This window comes from Bernardetia sp. ABR2-2B, from assembly GCF_037126435.1.
Taxonomy (GTDB): domain Bacteria; phylum Bacteroidota; class Bacteroidia; order Cytophagales; family Bernardetiaceae; genus Bernardetia.
On sequence record NZ_CP147020.1, the window covers coordinates 2,035,081 to 2,057,905 of the forward strand.

Below are 22,825 nucleotides of genomic sequence, written 5' to 3' on the forward strand. Positions count from 1 at the left end.
ATTATGAAATTATATTTTAGTCTTTTTCTTCTGTTTTTAGGACATTTTCTATGTCCTAACTTGTACAGTCAGAACAATTACCCAAAAGAAAAGGTACGACTAGAAAATGATATTTGGTTTGGCTTGAATGCTCAAATTAGCCCAAATAAATTAAATCAGAATAGTAACCTTGATAGTAACTTTGTTTCAAAAAATGTGTTTCTTATTCAGCTTTTAGGGAAACATTCTACTATGGAGATTACAGACGAAGACTATTTCTATCAAAAAAGCTTGTATCTAAGTTATGAACATTTACTTTCTCAAAAATGGATTGGAGGGCTTTCCTTTAGATATTCAGAATTGAATATTAATACGACTACCTTGCGTGGACATTTTCGCCATTATTCTCCTATCAGAAAAATTGACTTGACCTTGTGGCAGCAAGTAGCTTTTGAGAGAATTTTATCAAATAATTCTTTTTACGACCCTGTTTCTAGGCTTCGTTTTCAGTTTGCAGCAAATAAATATTTTACTATTTCAAATAAAAAACTTATTGGAACAGTTTCTTTTGAGCTTTTTAAAGAAATTCAGAAAATAAACCCAAATTCGGAACGTCGTTTTTTTCAAGAGCAGCGCATCCAAACAGAATGGTTTTTCCCTGTTCACAAAAATATCTATTTGGGAGCATTTGTAGGATTTCATACCAAACAATTTATCGCTTTAGCGCAGTTTGATATGGATGGAGAAGAACTAAAACCTACAAGAAATCTAAATCAACAAACGCCTATTTTTGGAATAAATGCCATTCTTACTTTCGGTAAAAATAATATTCCTAATAGGCGTTTGTTGATAGAATAAAAAAAGGTTTCATCTACTTTTTCTCATACAACTTCAAATCCGAATCCATATCAACTTTTATAGTTTCAGCTATTTTTTGAAACATAAGAGAAGGGATTTCTATATCGTGGTCTTCTAATTTTATATTAAATGTACTTTTGATAGAAGCCTTTCCATTCTTTACAATTATCTGACTAGGGATTTTACGAGCTTGTTTTTTGCCATGAATTTCTAAATCTCCAACAGCCATTACATCATACGTTCCATCAGTTTTAAGGTTGTAATCTCCTTCTATTTTCCCCTTGAAAGTTGCATTTGGATATTTTTCACTCTCCATATAATTCTCATTAAAATGCTGCTGCATCAGAGAAGATGGAAAAATAAATGATTTGATAGGAATACGAAAAGAAAAGGCATTAGTTTTAGTATCAATTACGCCTTTACAAGCTTTGTTATTGGCTTCTATGTCTTCCATCGGTGCGCTAGAAAAAAAGTGTACTTTACTTTCTTCCAACGTATAACGCTGTGCAAAAACAGTTGAGAAGATGCTTTGAAAAACAAATAATATTGCAAAAATAAATACTGAGTGATAAGTTTTCATAAGTGAGTTGATGTTAAGGTTTGATTAGTTTATTTGAATTTGCTTCTATTGACTACAAATTCTCTTGTTAAGTTGAAGCCAAAATGTATGCCACCGTCTAGCCAGTCGCCACGTGTTTCGGCAATGAAGCCTTTTTCTATCATCGAACGAGAGTTTGTTAGATGTAATTGAAATACGTGTCCACCAGTTTCAATATCAAAACCTATTGAAAGAGAATTATAAAAAGAATCAAAAAGTGGCGAATTTTCAACAGGCAAACGATAAATATATTCAGCATTGAAAGATGTTCTTTTGGTTAGTTTTATTCTACCTCCAAAACCAAGTGCATAAATATCATTTGCATCATTTTCAGTCGGAACAAGATTGCGATGCACCCACGAAGGTGCAAGTAAAAACGAAAATCCTTCGCTAAACTTCTTACTCAAAATAAGCTGATTAGAATAGCTCAAACGATTTGCAAGAGTTCGCTCTTGTCCTGTAGGAGGTTTTAACGTATTTATAGCTGCTGTTCCTACGTAAGTCAGACTAATAGGCATATTTTTTTCGCCAGTGCTTTGTCGTAATAAGTCAGCCTTAAAAAGCCCGTCATACGTTTTTTGAAAAGAATTTCTACCCAAACCTATCATAACTCTATCACTTATTCCATATTCAAAAGCCAACCTAATAGTTGCTTGGTCTAAGCCAAAAAACTCATATCCTCCACCATCTAAAGTTCCAAAACGGTGCGAAATTCTAAATTCTAAAGCTCCCTTGGCTACTTTTTCAGTAGTGTGAAGATTGATAAGGCGAGTGGATTTGTATGCTCCCAAAACATAATCAGTTGTTGGGCTTTCTTCTTCTTGCTCATCTAAAAGAGCGTCTAAGTCATCTTGAGCAAATGAAAACTGAATCAAAAAGTAAGAGAAAAATAGAAAAGCAGTAGTAAGTAAGGAATATCTATTCATTGTTTCGTTTTTTTAGTAGTAATAGCTAAGGAATGACAAATTATTAATTGTAAATGAATACAATAATCTGATTATCAAATACTTGTAATTTTAAAAGTAGTAATTTATATACTACTAGACAACCAACTATTGATTCTTTATTTTTGTGTAGGTCAGCCTCGTAGAGCAGACCGTTTGTAGTAAATAGATTTAGTTTTTCATATAGACGGTCTGCCCTTTGGGACTGACCTATTTAGTGAAAATGTCTAGTAATATGAGCAATTTATTTAACCTTCACCCCCAAATTTTATATTTTATGAGAATTGTTAAAATAATTTCTAGTCATTAGGTGCGCCATTTTCAATCCAAGCCTTTACAAAGTCTAAGTTACATTTAGAAATTTGGGCTGCACCTTTTGGCATTGGAGAAAACCCAGACATATGGCTGATAGAACCTAATAGTGAGCCTCCATCTGCCCTAGATTTTAAAGATTCGTAATCTTCAAGATTTATTCCTGCACCAATAGAAGATGCAGCAGTATTAGAATGACAAGGATAGCAATTTGTTTGTAAAATTGGCTTCACATCTCCTGAAAGTGTAACCTGTGAAGTATCACAATCAGTAACTGTAATTCCCTCTTCTTCTTCGTTTTTCCATTCACAAGAAGTAAATACGAAGCCTAAGAGTAAGGCAATAAATAGAAATCTTGCTTTGCTTTTCATAGTTTTTTTTGTTTTTTTATAAGTAGAAAGGAAATATAGAAGTTGTTTGAGAATAGGTGTGTGTGTTTGTTGGTGTCGCTTCGCTAAAACACCAACAAAGGCTAAGTAGTGTAAGTGCAATTCATTAATAAAGAAGGTTGCTATTCATTATACTAACAACGTATATACGCACACAAGGTAAAAACTTTTCTTCTAAAATACTAGATTTTCTTTTTTATTTTGAAAGAACTGTAATTTCTACTCTTCGATTGAGTTTTCTTGTTTCTTCTTCTGAGTTACTGGCAATAGGATATTTTCCTCCATACGCTCGTGTCTGAATGCGTGAACGAGGAATACCATGTGAAACTAAATAATTCTGAACCGTTCGGACACGCTCTCCCGAAAGACGGAGATTGACGGTGTGCAAACCTACATTATCGGTATGTCCACCTAGAGAAATTTTCATTTTTGGATATTTTTTGAGAATTGCTAGGAGCTTTTCCAAATCTGAATAAGCTCCACTCAATAGTGTAGATGTTCCTTGTTTGAACTGAATATTATGGAGGTTGAGCGTTTTTCCAACTACGAATTGTTTATCAAATTCCGATTCTTCTTTTTGCTTTGTTGCGTTATTTTCACTCTGATTCTTATTTTCTATTTCCTCTTTGTAGTCTTCCTTATTTTTCCCTTCATTCTCTAAAGGATTCTGAACTACTTCATTTTTGTTATTAGCAGTAAGATTATTTTTTATACTTTTAGATTTTTCATCTGCTTTTACAAAGACTTTCTGATAAACCGTATCTCTGATATATACTGTATCACGAACATAAATAATTTTTTCTTTAATGATTTCTTTTGGCTTTTCTAATTCTATATTTGATAGATTTTCAGAGTCATTATTTTTAGCTTCTAAATAAATAGGCTTTTCAACTACTTTTTCTACAATTCTATCCACAAAAACTGTATCACAGGCTGCACTGACTTTTTCATTCCCTTGATTTGCACTTATTTCAGTTTCTTGATTATCATCTTTTCGTTCTTTAAGTTGATTGATTTCTGCCAAAATTTTCTCCTGTTGTTTTTCCAACTCTTTCAATCTATTTTCTTTTTCGTTTTGCACCTCTACCTTTTCGTTTTTTTCTTTCCAGATATACACTCTTCCATCATACGAAGCTGTTGCTACTGTTCCGTTTTCAGTTGGACTAAAACGACAAACACGAACTATTTTTTTATGCTCTGAAAGAATCGCTAGATTTTCTTTTGTTTGTACATTCCAAATTTTGGCAATCTTTCCATTTGCACCTGTGGCTACCCAATTTCCATTTTTGCTATATGATGCTGCACTATAATTTTCTTTTGGAGAAACTTTGAAAATATCCACTTTTTGAGCAGAAAAATAATCCCAAATAACAAGCATTCCATCAAATGCCCAACCTGTAATTTGATTCTTGTTTGCACCAATGACAATATCATTTATATCTGATTTTGAATAATGAAAACGACGAACTAACTTATGATTTTGAAGAGAAATAGAATATACATAATGGTCGACGCTAAAAATCAGTTCTTTTTCTGTACTGGCAATAGTTCCTCCTGTAATCGTATTTGAGAGAAGGTCTTTTTCAGAATTAATAGAAAAAACTTGCATCGGAATCTGATTCGGAATATCGATACGGACACGCATAATATAACCATTGTCGCCACCAAAATACAAGTATTTATCATCTGGAGAAAAAACGACAAAAGAAGCAGAACGCAAAATAAGTCCATTTGTAAGAGATAAAGGTTTATTTTTGTATGTTCCTAGAAGTTTTCCATAGCGAGAATCCCACAAACAAACTGTTCCATCTTCGGAAGCACTAGCTAGTAAATTTCCTTTTTTGTTGAAGGTAACTTCATAGACACTTGCCGAATGAGAACGCAAACGATGTCTCAAAATACCTGTTTTGACATCCCAAATAATAATTGTTCTGTCCAAACTAGCCGAAGCAATCCATTTTCCATCAGGACTAAAACGAATATTTTGCACACCTGCCGAATGCCCTCTCAATGTTTTATCTAAAATAAACTCCACTTCATTTTTATCATTATCTATCTTTTCAAAAGCAGAGTTTTGACTTTTGAAAGAATTTTGAGCCATAGTTTTTTGATTCTCTCCCAAAAAGGAAGAAATCAAAAGAATATAGCACCAAGAGATAAAAACAAGGGATTTTTGCAAAATGGGAAAGTTACGTAAAACTCTAAGAAATTTTAAGATTCTTAGCGTTTGAACAAGTTGATGAGTAAGGGGAACAAATTTACGAATCTTAGTTTATAAAAGAACATTAAAATTTAGTTTTGAAAATTTCAGAAGCAATGAAAGCATCTTTGACAGAATTGGGGTCTTTCATCATCGAACCAAATCGCCTTGCGCCACTCTGCTGAGTTTTGTAATTATCATAATGAGCTTCATCACTATTCATAGAATAATTTTGAGGTCTTTGCCCTCTGTCTGATATATCAATATCTTGATTACTCCGAACACCACGATTTAATTGCTCTTTCAAACGTCTTGTTTCTGGGCTTTCAGTAATAGGTGTACCAAGTTGTGGAATAATTGGTTTTTTCTCTGGAATTTCCTTCAAACTTTTGTTTCGCTCTGCCAACTCTCTTGCTCTTCTTTCTCTTACTTCTTGCAAAAGATTTTCAGCAGGATTTACTTCTTCTTCTTCTTTAGGAAGCTCATAAGGCTGTGTGAGAGCTTTTAAAGTATCTTCCAACGAACGCCTTGCTTTGGGTTTTGGTGGTTCGATGACGATTTCTTCCTCGTCCATATTGTGTCTGAAATTATCTCTCAATTTCTTGGTGCGAGAATAAATGACAAACAGAATCATAAATACAATAAAAATCGATAAAAATATAAATTCAGCCATATTTTTTTATTTTTTGAACCGTTGAGGTTTATAGTTAGTGAAGTTATTTAATAAATAGATTTTGTATTTGTTGGTGTCACTACGTTAAAACACCAACAAAGGCAGGGGCATTTTCTTTAGAGTTGGGATTGCAAACTCAATTCTGAGAAAAACTCACATTCTTAAACAACTTCAGTATATAAACGCCACTAAGTTACAAATTGTTAAGGTAATTCTGCAATCGTAACACGATAAGGCATTTTTTGGCTTCTATCAATGATGGTATAAACGAAATATTTATCGTTTGCATAATGGGTAATATAAATATTTCCTTTCTTTTCTTGTTTGGTTTGGTCTAAATTAAAATCTACAAATTGAGCTACAAAATCTTCATACGGCTGACGGTGCTGAAAATGAAGTTGTAATTGATTTGTTTTTAGTCCTTTTTGTGGAGAAAAAATACTTTGCATGATATACTGCACATCGTGATAATAGATTTCGAACATCCACATATCTACTTGTGTAGTTCCGTGCTTTTCAGAGCTTACATAAATCCATTCTTTCTTACCAATCTCTTTATCCACTCCATCTGGATTTTTGCGATTTTCGAAAAATGAGATAAACTCTTTTACTGTAAGCTGGTTTTTATCAGTTTGAGAAGGATTTTTATTCGTAAAAGAAAAGCTAAGAAAGCCAATCAAAAAGAGAATAGGAAATAGGAATTTCATTGAATTTTATTTTAGGAAATGGATATTAGGAACTAGAGATTAGAAAACACAATAGAGTAACCAAAAAATCGTGCTAAAATTACGAACTATTTTTTACTTCACAGAAAATAAGACTCCTCCTCATTATCTGTACAGAGTACAAACACAATTATTAAAATAAATTTTTAATCAAACAACTTTTCCAAAACTAACTATATCTTCATACATTTACGTTCCCTTGTAATTAAGAGTTATCATTCCGTTTAAGTATAAAATAAGTTTACTGCTATGGATAAAATAAAAACCTTTGTTGTAGAAGACGAGCCTATGGTCAGAGAAGAAATGATATGGCACGTTACTCATCATCCTTTATTAGAGTTTTTGGGGAGTAGTGGAACAGTCAAAGAGGCTACTAAACAAATAGCAAAGCTACAACCAGATTTAGTTTTATTTGACATTCAGCTTTCAGATGGAACATCTTTTGAGATTTTGAATCAACTTCCACAACTTGACTTCAAGTTTATATTTATAACTGCTTTTGAGCAGCATACCATAAAAGCCATTCGATATGGAGCTTTTGATTATCTTTTGAAGCCTGTTAATGATGAAGAATTTGCATCAGCCGTAGAGCGACTGAAGGAAAAGACATTGATAGACTCTAATGAAAGATTGGCTCTTACAAACCGAGTTTATCAAAAAAAGAAACTTACTTTAGAAGATATGATTTCTATCTCTTCCGTTGATTTTATCCAAATGGTAGGGTTGAAAGATATTATTTTCTGTGAAAGTGATTCGTCTTATACCAAAATTCATTTACAGAATAACACAATGATTATAGCCTCCAAGACACTCAAGTTTTATGAAGAAGTTTTGCCTTCAGAGTATTTTTTGCGTTGTCATCAATCTTTTTTAGTCAATAAATTTCATATTGATAAATATTTAAAGACAGGTTATATTCTATTGAAAAATGGAAAGAATATTTCTGTTTCGGTTAGAAGAAAAGAATACGTACTAAATAGCTTGAGTGGATTATGATAAAATATATTTTTACAGTCTTTTTGTATTTACTGACTATTACTTTCCCAGTGGCTGCACAAACAGAGCCTACTAGAGATGAGCTATTGAAAGAAATAACAGCAACAGTCGTTAAGAGTGATTTTCAGAAAAGTGCAACAGCGTTTTGGCAAGACAAACTAAAAGAAGAAAGATATGCTTCTGATGTAGTAGTGAGAGCAAAAATAAATTACATGATAGCACGAAGTTTTGCATCTCAAAATATGGATAGTGCAGAAGTTTATGTAACCAAAGCTCTGATGCTAGTTGAAAATATAGAAGGATACGAAAACGTAAAACTATCTATATATAACGGTTTGGGTAATATTGCTCAACTTAAAGGTAAAATATTTTTAGCCTCTTTTTACTATAATAAAACAATTTCAATACTAGATGTAAATCCTTTTGTAGATGTTCCTAATGAGAGTAAGATACAATACTATTTACATAGTGGTCAGGCAAATATAAAAATAGGGCTTTATGAAAGTGCTTTCGAACTAAATAAGAAAGCTGAAAAATTTCTCTCTCCAGCTATTAAAGAAAACTATCTTTGGTTTAGAGTATATTCTCAGTTGTTTGCTAGTGGATACCAAAGAGGAGTAAATACGGATTCTTTAGAAATTTATTTAGAGAAGGTAGAAAAATATTCAGATACAGAAGTTGCCAAACGCTTTTATTACGAACACAAAGCAAAGTTTTTTGAGCTGACAAAACAGCTAGATTCTGCAAAAGTCTACTTTGAAAAAGTAGTAGAGTTTGAGAAAAATAAATATTTAGATGAGCCTAATAGTACTATTATAGGAAATATTTATATTGGCTATTGTCACCTTTTAGAAAATAGTGTAGATAGAAAACAGCTAACAGAAGCAAAAAGTCTTATCAACCAATTACAGGATTTAGAAAAATATAATTATCATCTTCAAGTTACTGACAGTATTCCTTTTTGGAGTGCTATGGCAACCTATTATTATGAGACTAAAGATTTCGAAAAATACAAAAAAGCTAAAAATAAAGTAATTGATTTGCAGACTATCACACAACGAAAATCAGAATTACAAGCAAAGGAAGAGATGCAGTCTATGTATCAACTTAAAGAAAATCAGAAGTCAATAACGATGCTAAGTAGAAGTGTGAAAGTAAAAGAGAATCAGCTTCAAACTACTCAATCAATGCTTATTATCGTTACTCTGCTAATAATAGTAATTCTCTCTAGTATGGCTGTTTTATATTACAGGCAGAAAAATCAAAAATTACAGCAAGAATATAGGCAAGTAGTATTAGAACAAAAACTTCTTCGTACGCAGATGGAACCTCATTTTATTTTTAATACACTTTCCACTCTTCAAAGTATGATTCGTTTTCAAGATTCTAAAAAGGCAATAAATTACCTCAATTATTTTAGCAGGTTATTACGTAGCAACTTAGAACTTAGCCGACAAGAAACTATTTCATTAGAAGACGAATTAGAAACCTTAGAAACCTATTTCAAATTACAACAAACTCGTTTTCAAGACAAATTTGAATATCATATCAATGTCAATGAAGAGGTAGAAACAGGTGCAATTTTTATTCCTCCTATGCTCATACAGCCTTTTGCAGAAAATAGCATTTTGCACGGTTTTAAAGGAGAAAGTAAAGAATGGAAAGTGCAAATTGTTATCAGAGAGCTTGTAGAAAAAAATCAATTAGAAATAGAAATTATAGATAATGGAATAGGAATAGAAGAGATAAGAGAAACAAAGAAAAAATCATTTTCTGGAGCTATCACAAAAGAGAGATTACAAATTTTGTCTAAAAAACACAATACACCAACAGATTATCAGATTGTTTCGGAAAAAGGAAAAGGCACAAAAGTTTTGATGAAACTTCCTATTATTGGCAAATAAAACGAATACTTCATAGTTACTTACACTTTTGAAGAATATCTATACAGATACTAAAAGGAGATTTCAAGTACTAGCACACACCCTTACCTTCGTAGTATTAATTATTAGTTCGAGTTATTGAGTATAAGTATGAAACAATTAGGTTTACTCTTAATAAATGGAATAGAGATAATTACATCTTTTTCTCACTTTCGACTAATAATAAAATATTAATATGTTATTTTATCTTACAAATCACAAAAATAATGAAAGAATCTAAAAATATTTTCAAAATTATTTTAATTACTATATTAGTCTGTTCATTTGCTCTTACTTCATGTAAAGATAATGAAGTTGAAGTAGATTGTGATGCTTTGACAACTCAATCACAAGATGCTTGGGCAGAATATTATCAGGGTATCAAATCTGATGCTAACTGTAAAGCATATAAAAAATCTTTACAAGCAAATATTGATGCACATTGTTGGACAAAAGAAGAAGAGGAAACAGCTAAAAATGTGGTTGAATCTCTCCCTTGCGACTAATATGTTGACACTATCCTATCAAGTGTGTAAGTTAATAGGATAGTGTCTTTTAAATACTTGTTGGTAAAAAATACTTATTCAAACTTGTATTAATGCTATTCTTCAAAATAAAATTTCTTACCATTTTATTTATAAACACTCTTCTCAAAGCACAAAAAAGGAAAAGGCACAAAAGTTTCGATAAAACTCACTATTATTGGAAAATAAAACGAATACTTTATAATTACTTACACTTTTGAACAATATCTATACAGATACTAAAAGGAGCTTTTAAATAATAGTGTATCTGTTTACTTTTATAATGTTGGCAATCAGTTCAAGTCATTGAATAGCCAAATGTTTGTACTATTATTTCATTTTTCAAATCAAATTTACATATGAAAAAATTCAAAAAATTTCGTTTATCAACTAAAGAAGCTAGTGAAATTAAAGGTGGAGAGTTTTATGATACCATTAATGGTGAAGGTGGAGGTGGTCAACCCTCAAGGCAGTATTGTAGAAGTATAAATAAAGATCATTGTTACTCACCTCTGTCTCAGCGTTACTACTGTTGCTAATTCAATGTACGGTTCTATAACAAAAAACCAACCCCCTTCTTAAAGTAGGGGGTTTCGTTGTACATTCAACTATATCAGTTTCAAATTTTAGTTATCAAAAAATATAAGTAACAAGGACCTCAGTCCTCTGACAAAAGATTTTAAATTTAGATAAAAAAAAGCCATAATTGAGTTTCTCACAAAATTTTTCTCAATTATGGCGAAAGCAAAGTATGCTTCTAGTGGTAAAGTTACAAAATTAGTTAGTGTTTTATCTTCTCATTTAAAAGGGTTTCATTTAGCCCGAGTTCAATTTATAGGTCTTTTTGTAATAGCTGTTATAAAGGTAGGTCTAGGAGGTTTAATTCAAATTGCAACTGCGTTTGAAAGGAATGTAGAATACAGTTCTTCTTTACGTCGTATAGAACGCTTTTTAAATTATTATGAGCTTGATTTTCAAGCAATTACTAATTTGATTATTTCCTTAGAAGGCATTGAACAATGGGAAAATATCGTACTGTGTTTGGATAGAACGAATTGGAAAGTTGGAAAAGAGCATATTAATATTTTGCTTCTCTCAGCAGCTCATAAAGGGGTATCTATTCCTCTTTGTTGGTCTGTACTTTCGAGGACAGGAAATTCAGCTACTCAACAACGAATTGATTTGATAGAAGATTTCTTAAATCAATTTCCTAATTTATCTATTACTGCTCTTGTAGCAGATAGAGAGTTTATAGGTAAAAAATGGTTTTTCTATTTAGCTACAAAAAAATTTGATTTTGTAATGCGTATAAAATCTAACTTTAAAGCTACTAGAAAAGGGAAAACAAAGTCTATTGTAGCATGGTGTAGAGGGCTTTCGATTTCAGAAACCTATCAACTAGATGGAACATTTGTAGTCAATGAAGCAGAGGTATATTTATCTGTAAGTCGAACACAAAAAGGATATATTTATTTAGCATCACCTGTTTTATTGGATAATATTTTTGAAATTTATAAACAACGTTGGGAAATCGAAACGTTGTTTAAAGCACTAAAATCACAAGGTTTTAACTTAGAAAATACAAAATTAACAGAACCAAATAAAATAGCTAAATTAATTGCTTTGTGTTCCATTGCCTTTGTTTGGTGTTACAAAGTAGGAGAATGGAAACATAAAAAAACAAAAATAAGAGTCTGTTCAAATGGATATAATGAATACTCTTTTTTCAGATATGGATTAATAGAAATTAAAAAAATACTCAATAATCCAATGACTAGTGAAACTAAATTTGATCAAAAAATTAAAGTTTTGTCAATGGAGTAAGAACAAGGACATAAAAGTCTCATTTTTTTTATATAAAAAACCTGTTCTATTAAAACTAAAAATATAATATACTTGGTTAGTTATCTATTTAGTATTTACAAATATTCCTCAATCATATTTTTATCAAGAAAGGGAAGAAAAAAACACGAATGAAACTTCCTATTATTGGCAAATAAAACGAATACTTCATAGTTACTTACACTTTTGAACAATATCTATACAGATACTAAAAGGAGCTTTTAAGTAGGTTAGGCGACGACTACATTTGTAGTATATTATTTTACAAACTAAACGCCTATTGCTTTATGAGACCTTTAAGTTTATTGTTTTTATTGTTTTTTGCTCTCGCTTTCACTTCTTGCCAAACATCTACAGATACGACAGAAACATCTGACCTTCCAAATGACATATTGGAAAATGATGATGCCTTCGAAAAGTTATTTGAATACATCAACTCCCACTACCCAGACCTTGATAAAAACAAGATTGAATTAATGGAATTTCATTACTCAGCTAATGTTGGCTCTCAAGATGACTTCTCTAGTTCAATGAGCCTTACTTTTGTAAAGGGTGATGATAAAGATGCTATTGTAGAATATGATATTGACAATGACGGCAGTCTCAGTAATAGTGGTGTTGATATTACTGTTGGAGGACCTATTAACGGAAAAATATCAAATACTTACGAAACATATCAGCCTTACCTATTTTCTCCAAAAGTGATAAACTTGGAAGTAGTACGTAAAGCTATAAAGGAATCTACAGTAAAATTTAAAGAAGCTACGAACGTAAAGAAAGCATATTGCAGTAATTTTACTATTGAGAATAAAGGTAATGAAAAGCCTACTCTTCAGCTTCGTATAAAGCGACGTAAATTCGCTGCTACTATGAGTAGATCCTACAAATGGACATTAGAGGGAGATTTTATCAAATAGTCTCTCCGTTTTTTTACTCATACTAAATTTACCTAAGTAGTCATACAAAATTAACAATACATATAACTGATTAGCAAGTGATTTATATGATTTTTAAGATGAAATACAAGATAAATATAAATACGAACAATAGTAGTTTTTTTTAATACTTATTTAATTTTCATTGTATTATCCTTTAATTATCATATTGATCATAAAACCGATAGCTCGGCGAAGCCAAATCACTCGCTAATTATGTCTTACTACCTACACTAATTCTTAAAATCTTTATTTCAATGAAAAAATTGATATTGCTTTCGCTGTTCTTTATTTCTGTTATCTCATATACTCAAGCAAAAGGGATTCCGATTCCAGTATGTTTTCCGTGTGAAGAAATAACAGTAGTAGAGGAACTACCCGACGAAGAAAACCTAAAACCAGAACAAGCAGGATATTATTTAGACTTGGGCTATATCTATGAAGAATATGGAATCGTTTTTATTCCATTCTGGAATATAGAAGGAAAGTATGTTCTCTACAATAAAAATCATAGTACCTATTATGAAATCACAGCCGAAGAGCTCCAAGAACTCCAAGAAAAATACGATTTAGATTTAGATGATAATCCTTTAGGGTTATGGGCAAAATTTGGAGGAAAGCTGATTTTGATGGGATTTATAGGGTTAGCCATCTTTGGTATGTTATCTAAATCAGATGAGGAGGAGGAAGAACAAAAATAGACAAACAATATACTTGAGAGTAATTTATAACATAAAACTCAAAATATATGCTACACAGACTTTTCTATCGTCTAAAATATTCTGCTTTATCTTCTCTATTTGCTGGAATACTACTACTGTTTTTTCAAGAGATGCGAACTTATGGAATCTATGCAGTTGTGGGAGGAATACTTTTATACTTCTTATTTGGTTGGCTAGAGTATAAAACACAAAAAAAACATTCTTATCCAGCAGATGAGAATGGCAATGCAAAGCCAACATATCGTTAATCATTATCATTTAATATATACTACTAAAAATTCAATAACTATGTCTTTTATTTTTCCAATAATCATTCTCGGTTTAGTTTTGGGAGGTTACTTCTATTATATGAAAGTTTATTATCCTAAATTCAAAGAACAATATACAGCAGCTCACGACGAATTTGAAAGTGAGTGGACACAGGACAAAGAAAAAATTGTCAATGAATATTTCTCTAATCCAAATAAATTTGGTTTGATGTCAGAGATTACAAAAGGAGAAAATATTGTTGGGGTAATTTCTGCAAAACTGCCAGAATCTTTCAAATCTCAAGCTAAAGAAGCCATTGTAGGAGCAATTACGTTTACCAGTAAAGCCGATATGTCTCTGTATTATTTAGTCGCAACGGATAAAGGATTGCATTACACCGTTTTTGATGGCGAAAAATGTATTCTCAACGAAGTTTTTGATTACGACAATATAGAACAGGAGACAATAAATGAAAATACATTTTCTTTTGTCTATAAAGGAGAAAAATTTCCTTTCAAAAAGGCTCTTCTACCAGCAGGTTACCCTCGTTTCAATGTACATGAAAGAAGTAAAACACCTACATCTAACGACCGTTCGGTTAATTATTTTGTGAGAGAATTTCTAGCTTATGAAACAACTAATAATGCAGAATACAAACAATCTAATGATGCTATTCCAAAACTCAATTTAGATGCTATGAAAGTATCAAAAGAACAACTAAAAGATACAAAAGTAAGAGAATATTTGAGCGAAGAATTTAGAAAAAAATTAGTTGCCTAATTGTTTAGGTCTGTACAAACGTTTAAATAAAGGGGGAGAAGTTTGAAGTTGATGAGATTTTACAAAAAATCTGTGAACTTCAAACACTTCTAATATCACAAAAGCTGACGGATTATTTTGTCAGTTTTTGTCTTCGAAAATATTTCACCTTTTCTTCTTCCTCTTTCCAACCTTGAAATCAAATTTACCTGGCGTTCTGAATATATTGATACTAATCATTGTTGCATCTTTGTTTGCTCTCTAAATTTATTGATTTTCTATATCTTTAAAATAATTAGCAGCTTTTGGGTTTTCCTTTCGAATTTTGTAGTGAAAATTTCAAAGAAAGAAACTGTTTAAGAATTACTCCTAGATAGGTCAGTCTCGTAGAGCAGACCGTTTTGCAGTTGATACTTGCAACCTTAGTAGGCGGTCTGTCCTTTGGAACTGACCTATTTGCTATAAAAAACTCATTTTGAAAACATAGTTTTCTATTTTTAAACAACTTCAAACTATAGAAAAACTTACTACTTAGTTTTTAAATTATTGTCAAATTAATATTTATGTAGAAATAGATTCATCAAGATTGAAATTTGGTGTTGCTTGAAAATGAATAAAGTTTGTGTCATTAGCCTCTACAAAAAAACCATTCCTTAAAAAAGAATGGTTTTTGATTTGCTACTTTAATCTTAATTTTTCTTGATTATTTTTAGTCAATAATAAGCTGTTTAGAGTAAGAAGAATTATTTTGATTAAAACGCATCATATACATTCCACTAGATTGTTTTTGAAGATTAATTTGAAAGTCTTGGCTTCCTTTTTCGAAGGTTGTAGAATGAATTTCTCTACCAATTCCATCAAAAATAGTGATTTCAATATCTTCTAAGAGAGCTTTTCCAAAGTGAATATTGAACCTTCCATTACTAGGGTTTGGATAAATTTTGAACACATCGTCTTTCAAATCTTCTTCGCCTGTAATGGTGTCATCTTTAAGAGTGAAATAAGCTGTTCTGGTCTGAATCTGACAACCATTTTGATTTGTGATTTTGGCAGAATAATAACCTTTCTCTGTCGGAACAATTTCAAATTCAGCACCCAAATTTGTGTTTAATTCTCCTTCAAAATACCATTCTACGCTTGAAACTTCAGCTTGAGAATTATTTATATCTTCTACAAAAAGTGATTTTTTATCCTCACTTAATCTCAAATAGATAGGCATAATTTCAAAATGATTGATGGCTATTTCATTTGAAACTGAACTACAAGAAGCATTTTCATTAGAAATACTACGAACTTGATAACTTCCTTGGTTAGAAGTAGAAATAGAAGTTAGATTTTCATATTCTCTTACGACTCTACCACTTCTGAGCCACTCATAAACTACATTATTTTGAGGGCTTTGAATAGAAATTATTGTTTCTGTATTCGGACAAACTGTACTTTGCGAGGTTTCCAAAACAGGATTTTGAGGAATATCTGTAATGATTACTTCCACTTCTGCACTTGCTTGGCAGCCGTTTTCATTTGTTACTTGCAACGTATAAATTCCAGATTGAGTAACTTCTTGACTTTGAGCATTTCCAATTACCTCATCATTTAGAAGCCATTCATAACTTACATTTTCTCCTGCTAAAATAGCATTGATTGTTCCATTTTGACAGAATCTTATGCCGTTTTGCTGCTGGATTTTAGCTACTGGATTTTGGTTTAATTTGACTCTTACCTTTTCAGAAATAAAGCTACAAACGCCTTTTTGCACCAAAACTTGATAACTGCCTTGGCGATTTGCAATAATAGTTTGTCCTGTCAATCCTGCATCATTTCCATTCAAAAACCAACTATAAGTTGCATTTTCTACTTCTTGTGCTGTCAGTTCGATAGCGTTTTCGCAGCTTGTTTGGTTACTTTCTCCTGTGATTTTAGCCTCAAAAGTAGCTTGTGTTCCTACACCAACAGCTATTCTTTCACTTTCCTTTCTACCAATTCCGACAACCGAAATATAGAAAGTCGTATTTTGTGAAATTGAAGGCAATTCAAAATCAGAATCATCACTTTCTACCAATAAATTTCCATCTGTTTGTTGGTCATAAACTCTATAAATCGTTCCTGATGGAGCAGTCATTTTTAGTGTAGCTTTTCCTTCTCCACAAACTGTAGAAACTGAAAGTACGCTAGGTATTTCTGGGAATGTCCACTCATTATCAGCTACAGGAGCTGAAAGTTTTGTCTCTCCAACTCTTTCATTTACAGAAACTAAACTAAAAGAATAAAAAGTATCAGGGTTCAAATCTATTGCTTCATAACTTGATGCATTACTTGGTAGAGTTGCAATCAGAACATTGTTTTGAAAAAGTCTGTATGAAGTTATATTCTGTGTAATCGGTTGCCATTCAAGATTAATCTGTGTTGTACTGATAGCTGTTGCCACAAGGTTAATAGGCGTAGCAGGTGTTGGTAAAGGTGGAGTAGGAACTACCTTTTTTCCTTGCACCATAAATTCATATACTACATCATCACAATCATCATTATTTATCGTAATTGTAGCTGTTTGTACTAGATAGGTAGTTGGAGTAAAAGTAACATCAAATGTTTCTGTTGCTCCTGCTGCTATTGTTGTCGGAATATTAGATACTACAAACTCTGCATTATCACTTGTAATTGAAGCTATAGATATTACTTCGCTTCCTGTATTAGACAGTACATAGGTTTTGGTGTTATCTGTAATTACATTTCCAAAATCTGTGTCGTCTGCTGTATTTGGTGTAATATCTCCATTTACGATACTAACAGAGTTGCCAATAACATCAATTTCCCTTGTAGGATTAACCGTTACTGTGAATGATTCTGTTGTAGTATTTCCTGCTGCATCAGTTACTACGAAAGTATTTGTAGTAACACCAATAGGAAATGCAGAGCCTGAAGATAATCCTGCCGTTTGGTTGTTAGTGGCTATCTCACAATTATCGTTTACTGAAATGAAATAGTTTACCACTGCTGTACAACTTGCTGCATCAACAGGAATTGTTATATCAGTAGGAAGAGTAAGACTTGGAACTTGAGTATCAGCTAATTTTGTCCCACTAACTATAAAAGTATAAGGGTTTTCATTACTATCATTATTAGCAATAGAAATTGTGGCTGTCTGTGTACCTGTGTTGGTTGGTGTATAAGTAATATCAAATATCAGACTTCCATTTGCAAGAATTGAATTTGCTGCTGGTTGTGTGCTGACATCAAAATCAGATGATCCTGAAATAGCTACTAACGGTGTTCCTGTCAAATTTAATGTTCCTGTACCTGTGTTTTGTATAGTAAATCTATGTGTAACTACTGAACAACTTGTACCAAAATCTGTACTATTACCTGTACTGACAAATGTAGCTCCATTTAGAATATCATTGCCATTTCCTTGAAGGTTTATTTCTGGAGGACTTATATTTGTTCCTTGTACAGAAAAATAATAATCTCTCTCATCACAATCGTTATTATTGATGGTAATTGTTGCAGTTCTTGTTCCTGTTCCACTTGGAGTGAAAGTAACATCAAATGTAGTCGTGGTATTTCCAGCAATAGTAGTATTATTTGTAAAATTACTTACTGCAAAATCTGTTGCATTTGTTCCTGTTACATTAATGGAAGAAATAGTTAAGCTAGAGTTTGTTACTGTGTTCTGAATAGTATAAGTAATGGTTCTGCTTGTTGTTACATTTCCAAAATCTGTATTATCAGCAACACTTGGGGTAACATCACCAGAAACAATAGAAGTAGCATTTCCTTGTACGTTTATTTCAGCTATATTGCTTGGCACAGTACCACTAACACCATTTGAAGAGCCGTCGATCCAGTTTGAAGAAGCTCCTGTCAGAGCAAAATTAGTGAGTGTTCCATCATTATTGTTGCTTGTCAAGTCATTCAAGGTCGTAACTGTTGTATTATTTCCTCCTGCAACCCCTTGGTTAAAGTTGTAATAAGCGAGTAAACCTGTTTCATTTCCAACTAGTTCATTATTTATATTCGCATTAATTTCTGAACAACTACGAGCTACATTCCAAATACGAACTTCGTCTAAAGCACCACTAAGCCTTCTATTACCACTTCCTAAATGACCTAAATAATAATAAACGTTATTGTTTATAGAGGTTGTTGATGCAGTGCTTCCAACTAAAACACCATCGAAGTAAAGTAAGAGTTGTGTAGTAGTTTTAACAGCAGCTATGTGATGCCACTGATTATCAATATAATTTACTCCTGTTGTAGTAATCTCGTCTCCTCCTAAATCTGCAGCTGGAACACGTTGTCCAAATCGTAATTCTCCTCCTCTCCCAAAACCAAGAAAACTATAACTTTGAAGACTACCAGCAGCATCTGTCCCATCTAATAACATAGTATTAGGTGTATCTGCCTTAAACCACATTTCATAAGTATATGCTGAGGTAACAGGAATAAAACCAATATCAACATAGTCATCAACTCCATCTAAACTTAAGGCATTGTTATTTGAAGCTATATCCCCTGTACCTTGTACAGCAAAATCAAAAGCAGCTTCATCAGGGTCATTACTATTAATAGTAATCGTTGCAGTACGCAACCCAGCAGCAGAAGGTGTAAACGTAAGATCCATGCGAATGCCTAACCCTCCTGGTAGAATAGTTACTGGAAATGATATACCTAAAGAGAAGTCAGAGCTATTTGCACCAATCACATTGATAGATGAAATATCTAAATCTGCTGTTCCTGTGTTTTCAATAATATAGGTTACTCTTCTACTTGTTGTTACACTACCAAAGTCTGTATTGTCTGTTGTGCTTGGAGTCATATCTCCATCAGCAATATCATTACCATTACCTTGGACATTAATATTCGCATTTGCAGCACACAAAAGAGCATCTCCTGTAATTGTCCAATTATTAGGAGCAGAAGTAAGAGTACTTCTTTCAGCTACTGCCGTACAGTAAGTTAAGGCAGTAGCTCCTAAAGTTATATTAGGTTGTAGAGTCTGTCCAGCCCAGCCTATGAGTGTAGCATCATAGTTAGTTGTATTTAATCCCGAGTTATTAAGCATGTCTGGCATATCCACAACACTAGATATATCCCATCCTCCAATATCTTGATTGAAAGCCGTTGCACCTAAAAACATAGCAGACATATCTGTAACATTACCTGTATTCCACCCTCCAATATCTTGATTGAAAGCTATTGCATTACTAAACATCCCAAACATATATATAACATTACTTGTATTCCACCCACCAATATCTTGATTAAAAGCCGTTGCACCCAAAAACATCTCAGACATATATATAACATTACTTGTATTCCACCCTCCAATATCTTGATTGAAAGCTATTGCACCTTCAAATATACCATGCATACCTGTAACATTGCTTGTATTCCACCCTCCAATATCTTGATTGAAAGCCATTGCACCCAAAAACATCTCAGGCATATATATAACATTGCTTGTATTCCACCCTCCAATATCTTGATTGAAAGCTCTTGCACCTCGAAACAAACCATACATACTTGTAACATTACTTGTATTCCACCCTCCAATATCTTGATTAAAAGCTATTGCAGCACCAAACATACTAGTCATATCTGTAACATTACTTGTATTCCACCCTCCAATATCTTGATTGAAAGCCATTGCAAGATTAAACATACTAGTCATATCTGTAACATTACTTGTATTCCACCCTCCAATGTCTTGATTGAAAGCCTGTGCAGCATAAAACATACTAGACATGTCTGTAATATTGTCTGTATCCCAAGTATTCATAGTTGTGTTACCATCAAATATGGTGCATCTACGAAACATGAAAGATAGGTCTGTGACTCCTGTTAAGTTGGGAGTATCAGTGGCATTATAAGTAAGGTTGTTGCAACCATAAAAAGCCTTTGCCATCGAAGTCCAAGCTATATTCCCCCATGCTTCTATGGTTCTTATTTTTGTTTTCTCTGCTAAATTATTATTCATATAAAACCTTGGGAAATCTCCAGTAATAGCTATTTCATAACTACTCCCATTTTCTAAACCTGTTATGGTATAATCTCCAGTTTGTCCTGTAGCAGAGCCGTCTCCTACACCTGTGTTGCTAAGGTTTGTCCAAGTGATGTCATAATTATATGTCTCTGTTGTTTCTGTTGGAATCGTGATTGTTCCATCAGTGGTTATCCAAGTAGTACGGAAAGAGTCTGGGGTAGGTGGAGTGCCAAATATATAGGCTGCCCCTGCTGAACTACCTCCTTCATCTTCTAAGCGAGCTCCTATTATAGCATAATTAGAAATGGCAACAGCCTGTCCAAAGTAGTCATCTGCTTCTACATCACTAGCTTGTATTTTCGCTTCTTCTACCCAAGCTGAACCATTATGTTTAAATATATAAGCTGCTCCTGCATCTCTTCCTCCAGTATCTTCTCTAAAAGCTCCTACAATAGCATAATCACGTGAAATTGAAACTGAGTAACCGAATATATCCCCACTTCCTACATTACTAGCTTGTACTTTGGCTTCTTGTATCCAGTTTGTGCCATTACGTTTGAAAAAATAAGCTGCTCCTGCTGCATTACCACCTGTATCTTCTAATTGAGAACCTATAAGAGCATAATTACCTGAAATTGAAACAGAAAAACCAAAAAAATCACTATCACCTACATCATTAGCTTGTAGTTTGGCTTCTTGTACCCAGCTAGTACCGTTACGTTTGAATATATAAGCAGCACCTGCATCAAAAACGCCTGTATCTTCTCTATACGCTCCTACAATAATATCATTACCTGAAATTGAAACAGAAGTACCAAATAAATCTATAGCTTGTGTATCATTACCTAGTAGTTTTGCTTCTTGTACCCAATTTGTACCGTTACGTTTGAATACATAAGCAGCACCTGCTGCGTTTCCTCTTGTATCTTCTTCTGAAGCTCCTACAACAACATAATCACCTGCAATGGAAACAGAAATACCAAATAAATCTCCAGTTTCCGTGTCATTACCTATTATTTTGGCTTCTTGTATCCAAGTTGTACCATTGCGTTTGAAAATATAAGCTGCTCCTGCATTATCTCCTTGTGTATCCTCTAAGTAAGAGCTTACGACAACATAATCACCTGAAATTGAAACTGAGTGACCAAAACCATCTCCAGTTTCTGTATCATTACCTAGTATCTTAGCTTCTTGTACCCAAGTTGAACCATTATGTTTAAATATATAAGCTGCTCCTGCATTATCTCCCCTTGTATCTTCTAGATGAGCACCTACAATAGCATAATTATTTGAAATAGAAACTGAGTAACCAAAGTCATCATTGCTTTCAGCATCTCCTGCTAATAGTTTTGCTATTTCTGTAGTAGGTTGTGCCATGACTTGCTGAATAGAACAGCAAATAATGAATAGAAAAACACTTTTAATCAAAAGGTTTTGCCAGTAATTAATTTGAAAATTGTAAAACTTTTGTAACATTGTTAATCAATATTATGAAATGAAATAATATCATCTGTTATAGTTAAGCATCTTACTTTAAGCATTTTAACTGTGTTTGCAGATGTGGAGAAATAGCTTCTCCCATAATGAGTTACAAAAGTATTGGATTGAGATATGAGTTAAAATAGGGCATTTGGGGTATTTTTTGATGAGCCATATTTTTGAAATGCCTTTTAAAGAATAATATTTACACTGACTTTTACCATTATCCTTTTTCGCTCTGTTACTTATTACAGATTATAAGCAAAAAAACCACTCTTCAAAAAAGAATGGTTTTCTATTATTATAATCTATCTTATTCTGTATTACTCTTTTACAATACGTACAGTTCTTGTGCTTTCAGCACCTGAAATTTGAAGTAAATACAGTCCAGCAGCTTGTTTTTCTAAGTTAATCGTTCCTTCTAAGAATGCTCCTTCTTTTTCTTATTTTCTTCAGAAACCATTCTTCCCATTGCATCAAACAAACGAATCGCCACTATTAGCGCAATTAATAGCTTCTCTCAAAGAGCCAGCTCCTGTATCGGCAGTTGTGGTAACTACTGTAGAACATAAGACTCGCACTGCATGTACAGGGTTAAAAAAATTACAGGCATAGACTGAGAATAGTACAAAAGATACAATTATATTTTTCATAAAGTATGTATTAGAAGATGTTGAACTGATAAATCATAATACTAGACAAAAAAATCCGACCTCACTAAAAGGCGAAGCCCTCG

At 32.7% G+C, this 22,825-nt stretch carries 17 protein-coding genes; 10 read left to right on the forward strand and 7 right to left on the reverse strand.

All coding sequences use genetic code 11. The features are described 5' to 3' along the window. Positions 1-3: 3 nt before the first annotated feature. Complete coding sequence (locus tag WAF17_RS08510) at positions 4-837, forward strand: hypothetical protein (protein ID WP_338768790.1); 834 nt, start codon at positions 4-6, stop codon at positions 835-837. A gap of 13 nt (positions 838-850) precedes the next feature. On the opposite strand, the gene WAF17_RS08515 is transcribed toward WAF17_RS08510, so the two are convergent. The 6 genes from WAF17_RS08515 to WAF17_RS08540 form a co-directional block, all read right to left on the reverse strand. Further along, positions 851-1,417, reverse strand: a complete 567-nt coding sequence (locus WAF17_RS08515) for a YceI family protein (protein ID WP_338768793.1) — start codon at positions 1,415-1,417, stop codon at positions 851-853. 29 nt (positions 1,418-1,446) lie between these two features. Further along, on the reverse strand, positions 1,447-2,361 hold the full coding sequence (locus tag WAF17_RS08520; RefSeq protein ID WP_338768795.1) for a DUF5777 family beta-barrel protein: 915 nt from the start codon (positions 2,359-2,361) through the stop codon (positions 1,447-1,449). Between the two features lie 317 nt (positions 2,362-2,678). Beyond that, the gene (locus tag WAF17_RS08525) at positions 2,679-3,062 is read right to left on the reverse strand and encodes a hypothetical protein (RefSeq protein WP_338768797.1); all 384 of its coding nucleotides are present in this window, start codon (positions 3,060-3,062) and stop codon (positions 2,679-2,681) included. Positions 3,063-3,276: 214 nt separating this feature from the next. After that, complete coding sequence (locus WAF17_RS08530) at positions 3,277-5,259, reverse strand: OmpA family protein (protein ID WP_338768799.1); 1,983 nt, start codon at positions 5,257-5,259, stop codon at positions 3,277-3,279. Positions 5,260-5,365: 106 nt separating this feature from the next. Further along, on the reverse strand, positions 5,366-5,953 hold the full coding sequence (locus WAF17_RS08535; protein ID WP_338768800.1) for a hypothetical protein: 588 nt from the start codon (positions 5,951-5,953) through the stop codon (positions 5,366-5,368). A gap of 203 nt (positions 5,954-6,156) precedes the next feature. Continuing rightward, a complete protein-coding gene (locus WAF17_RS08540) occupies positions 6,157-6,660 on the reverse strand; it encodes a hypothetical protein (protein WP_338768802.1) in 504 nt (167 codons plus the stop codon). Positions 6,661-6,927: 267 nt separating this feature from the next. On the opposite strand from WAF17_RS08540, the gene WAF17_RS08545 reads away from it, so the two are divergent. From WAF17_RS08545 to WAF17_RS08585, 9 genes are all read left to right on the forward strand, one after another. Next, positions 6,928-7,674 (forward strand): LytTR family DNA-binding domain-containing protein, encoded by a 747-nt coding sequence (locus tag WAF17_RS08545; protein ID WP_338768804.1) that lies wholly within the window; start codon positions 6,928-6,930, stop codon positions 7,672-7,674. Then, positions 7,671-9,578 (forward strand): histidine kinase, encoded by a 1,908-nt coding sequence (locus WAF17_RS08550; RefSeq protein WP_338768807.1) that lies wholly within the window; start codon positions 7,671-7,673, stop codon positions 9,576-9,578. Before WAF17_RS08545 ends, WAF17_RS08550 begins: the two co-directional genes overlap by 4 nt. A gap of 245 nt (positions 9,579-9,823) precedes the next feature. Continuing rightward, a complete protein-coding gene (locus tag WAF17_RS08555) occupies positions 9,824-10,102 on the forward strand; it encodes a hypothetical protein (RefSeq protein WP_338768809.1) in 279 nt (92 codons plus the stop codon). 377 nt (positions 10,103-10,479) lie between these two features. Continuing rightward, positions 10,480-10,659, forward strand: coding sequence for a hypothetical protein (locus WAF17_RS08560; RefSeq protein ID WP_338768811.1), 180 nt, complete (start codon positions 10,480-10,482; stop codon positions 10,657-10,659). A gap of 196 nt (positions 10,660-10,855) precedes the next feature. Next, positions 10,856-11,944, forward strand: a complete 1,089-nt coding sequence (locus WAF17_RS08565; protein ID WP_338760955.1) for an IS4 family transposase — start codon at positions 10,856-10,858, stop codon at positions 11,942-11,944. Between the two features lie 305 nt (positions 11,945-12,249). Further along, a complete protein-coding gene (locus WAF17_RS08570; RefSeq protein WP_338768814.1) occupies positions 12,250-12,879 on the forward strand; it encodes a hypothetical protein in 630 nt (209 codons plus the stop codon). Positions 12,880-13,154: 275 nt separating this feature from the next. After that, positions 13,155-13,598 carry a hypothetical protein gene (locus tag WAF17_RS08575; RefSeq protein WP_338768816.1) on the forward strand — a complete coding sequence of 148 codons (444 nt, stop codon included), beginning with the start codon at positions 13,155-13,157 and terminating at the stop codon, positions 13,596-13,598. 47 nt (positions 13,599-13,645) lie between these two features. Next, positions 13,646-13,867, forward strand: a complete 222-nt coding sequence (locus tag WAF17_RS08580) for a hypothetical protein (RefSeq protein WP_338768818.1) — start codon at positions 13,646-13,648, stop codon at positions 13,865-13,867. A 40-nt stretch (positions 13,868-13,907) separates the two neighbouring features. Then, positions 13,908-14,648, forward strand: a complete 741-nt coding sequence (locus WAF17_RS08585) for a hypothetical protein (RefSeq protein ID WP_338768821.1) — start codon at positions 13,908-13,910, stop codon at positions 14,646-14,648. Between the two features lie 688 nt (positions 14,649-15,336). Here WAF17_RS08585 and WAF17_RS08590 read toward each other — a convergent pair. After that, the gene (locus WAF17_RS08590; protein ID WP_338768824.1) at positions 15,337-21,987 is read right to left on the reverse strand and encodes a BspA family leucine-rich repeat surface protein; all 6,651 of its coding nucleotides are present in this window, start codon (positions 21,985-21,987) and stop codon (positions 15,337-15,339) included. Positions 21,988-22,825 lie beyond the last annotated feature (838 nt).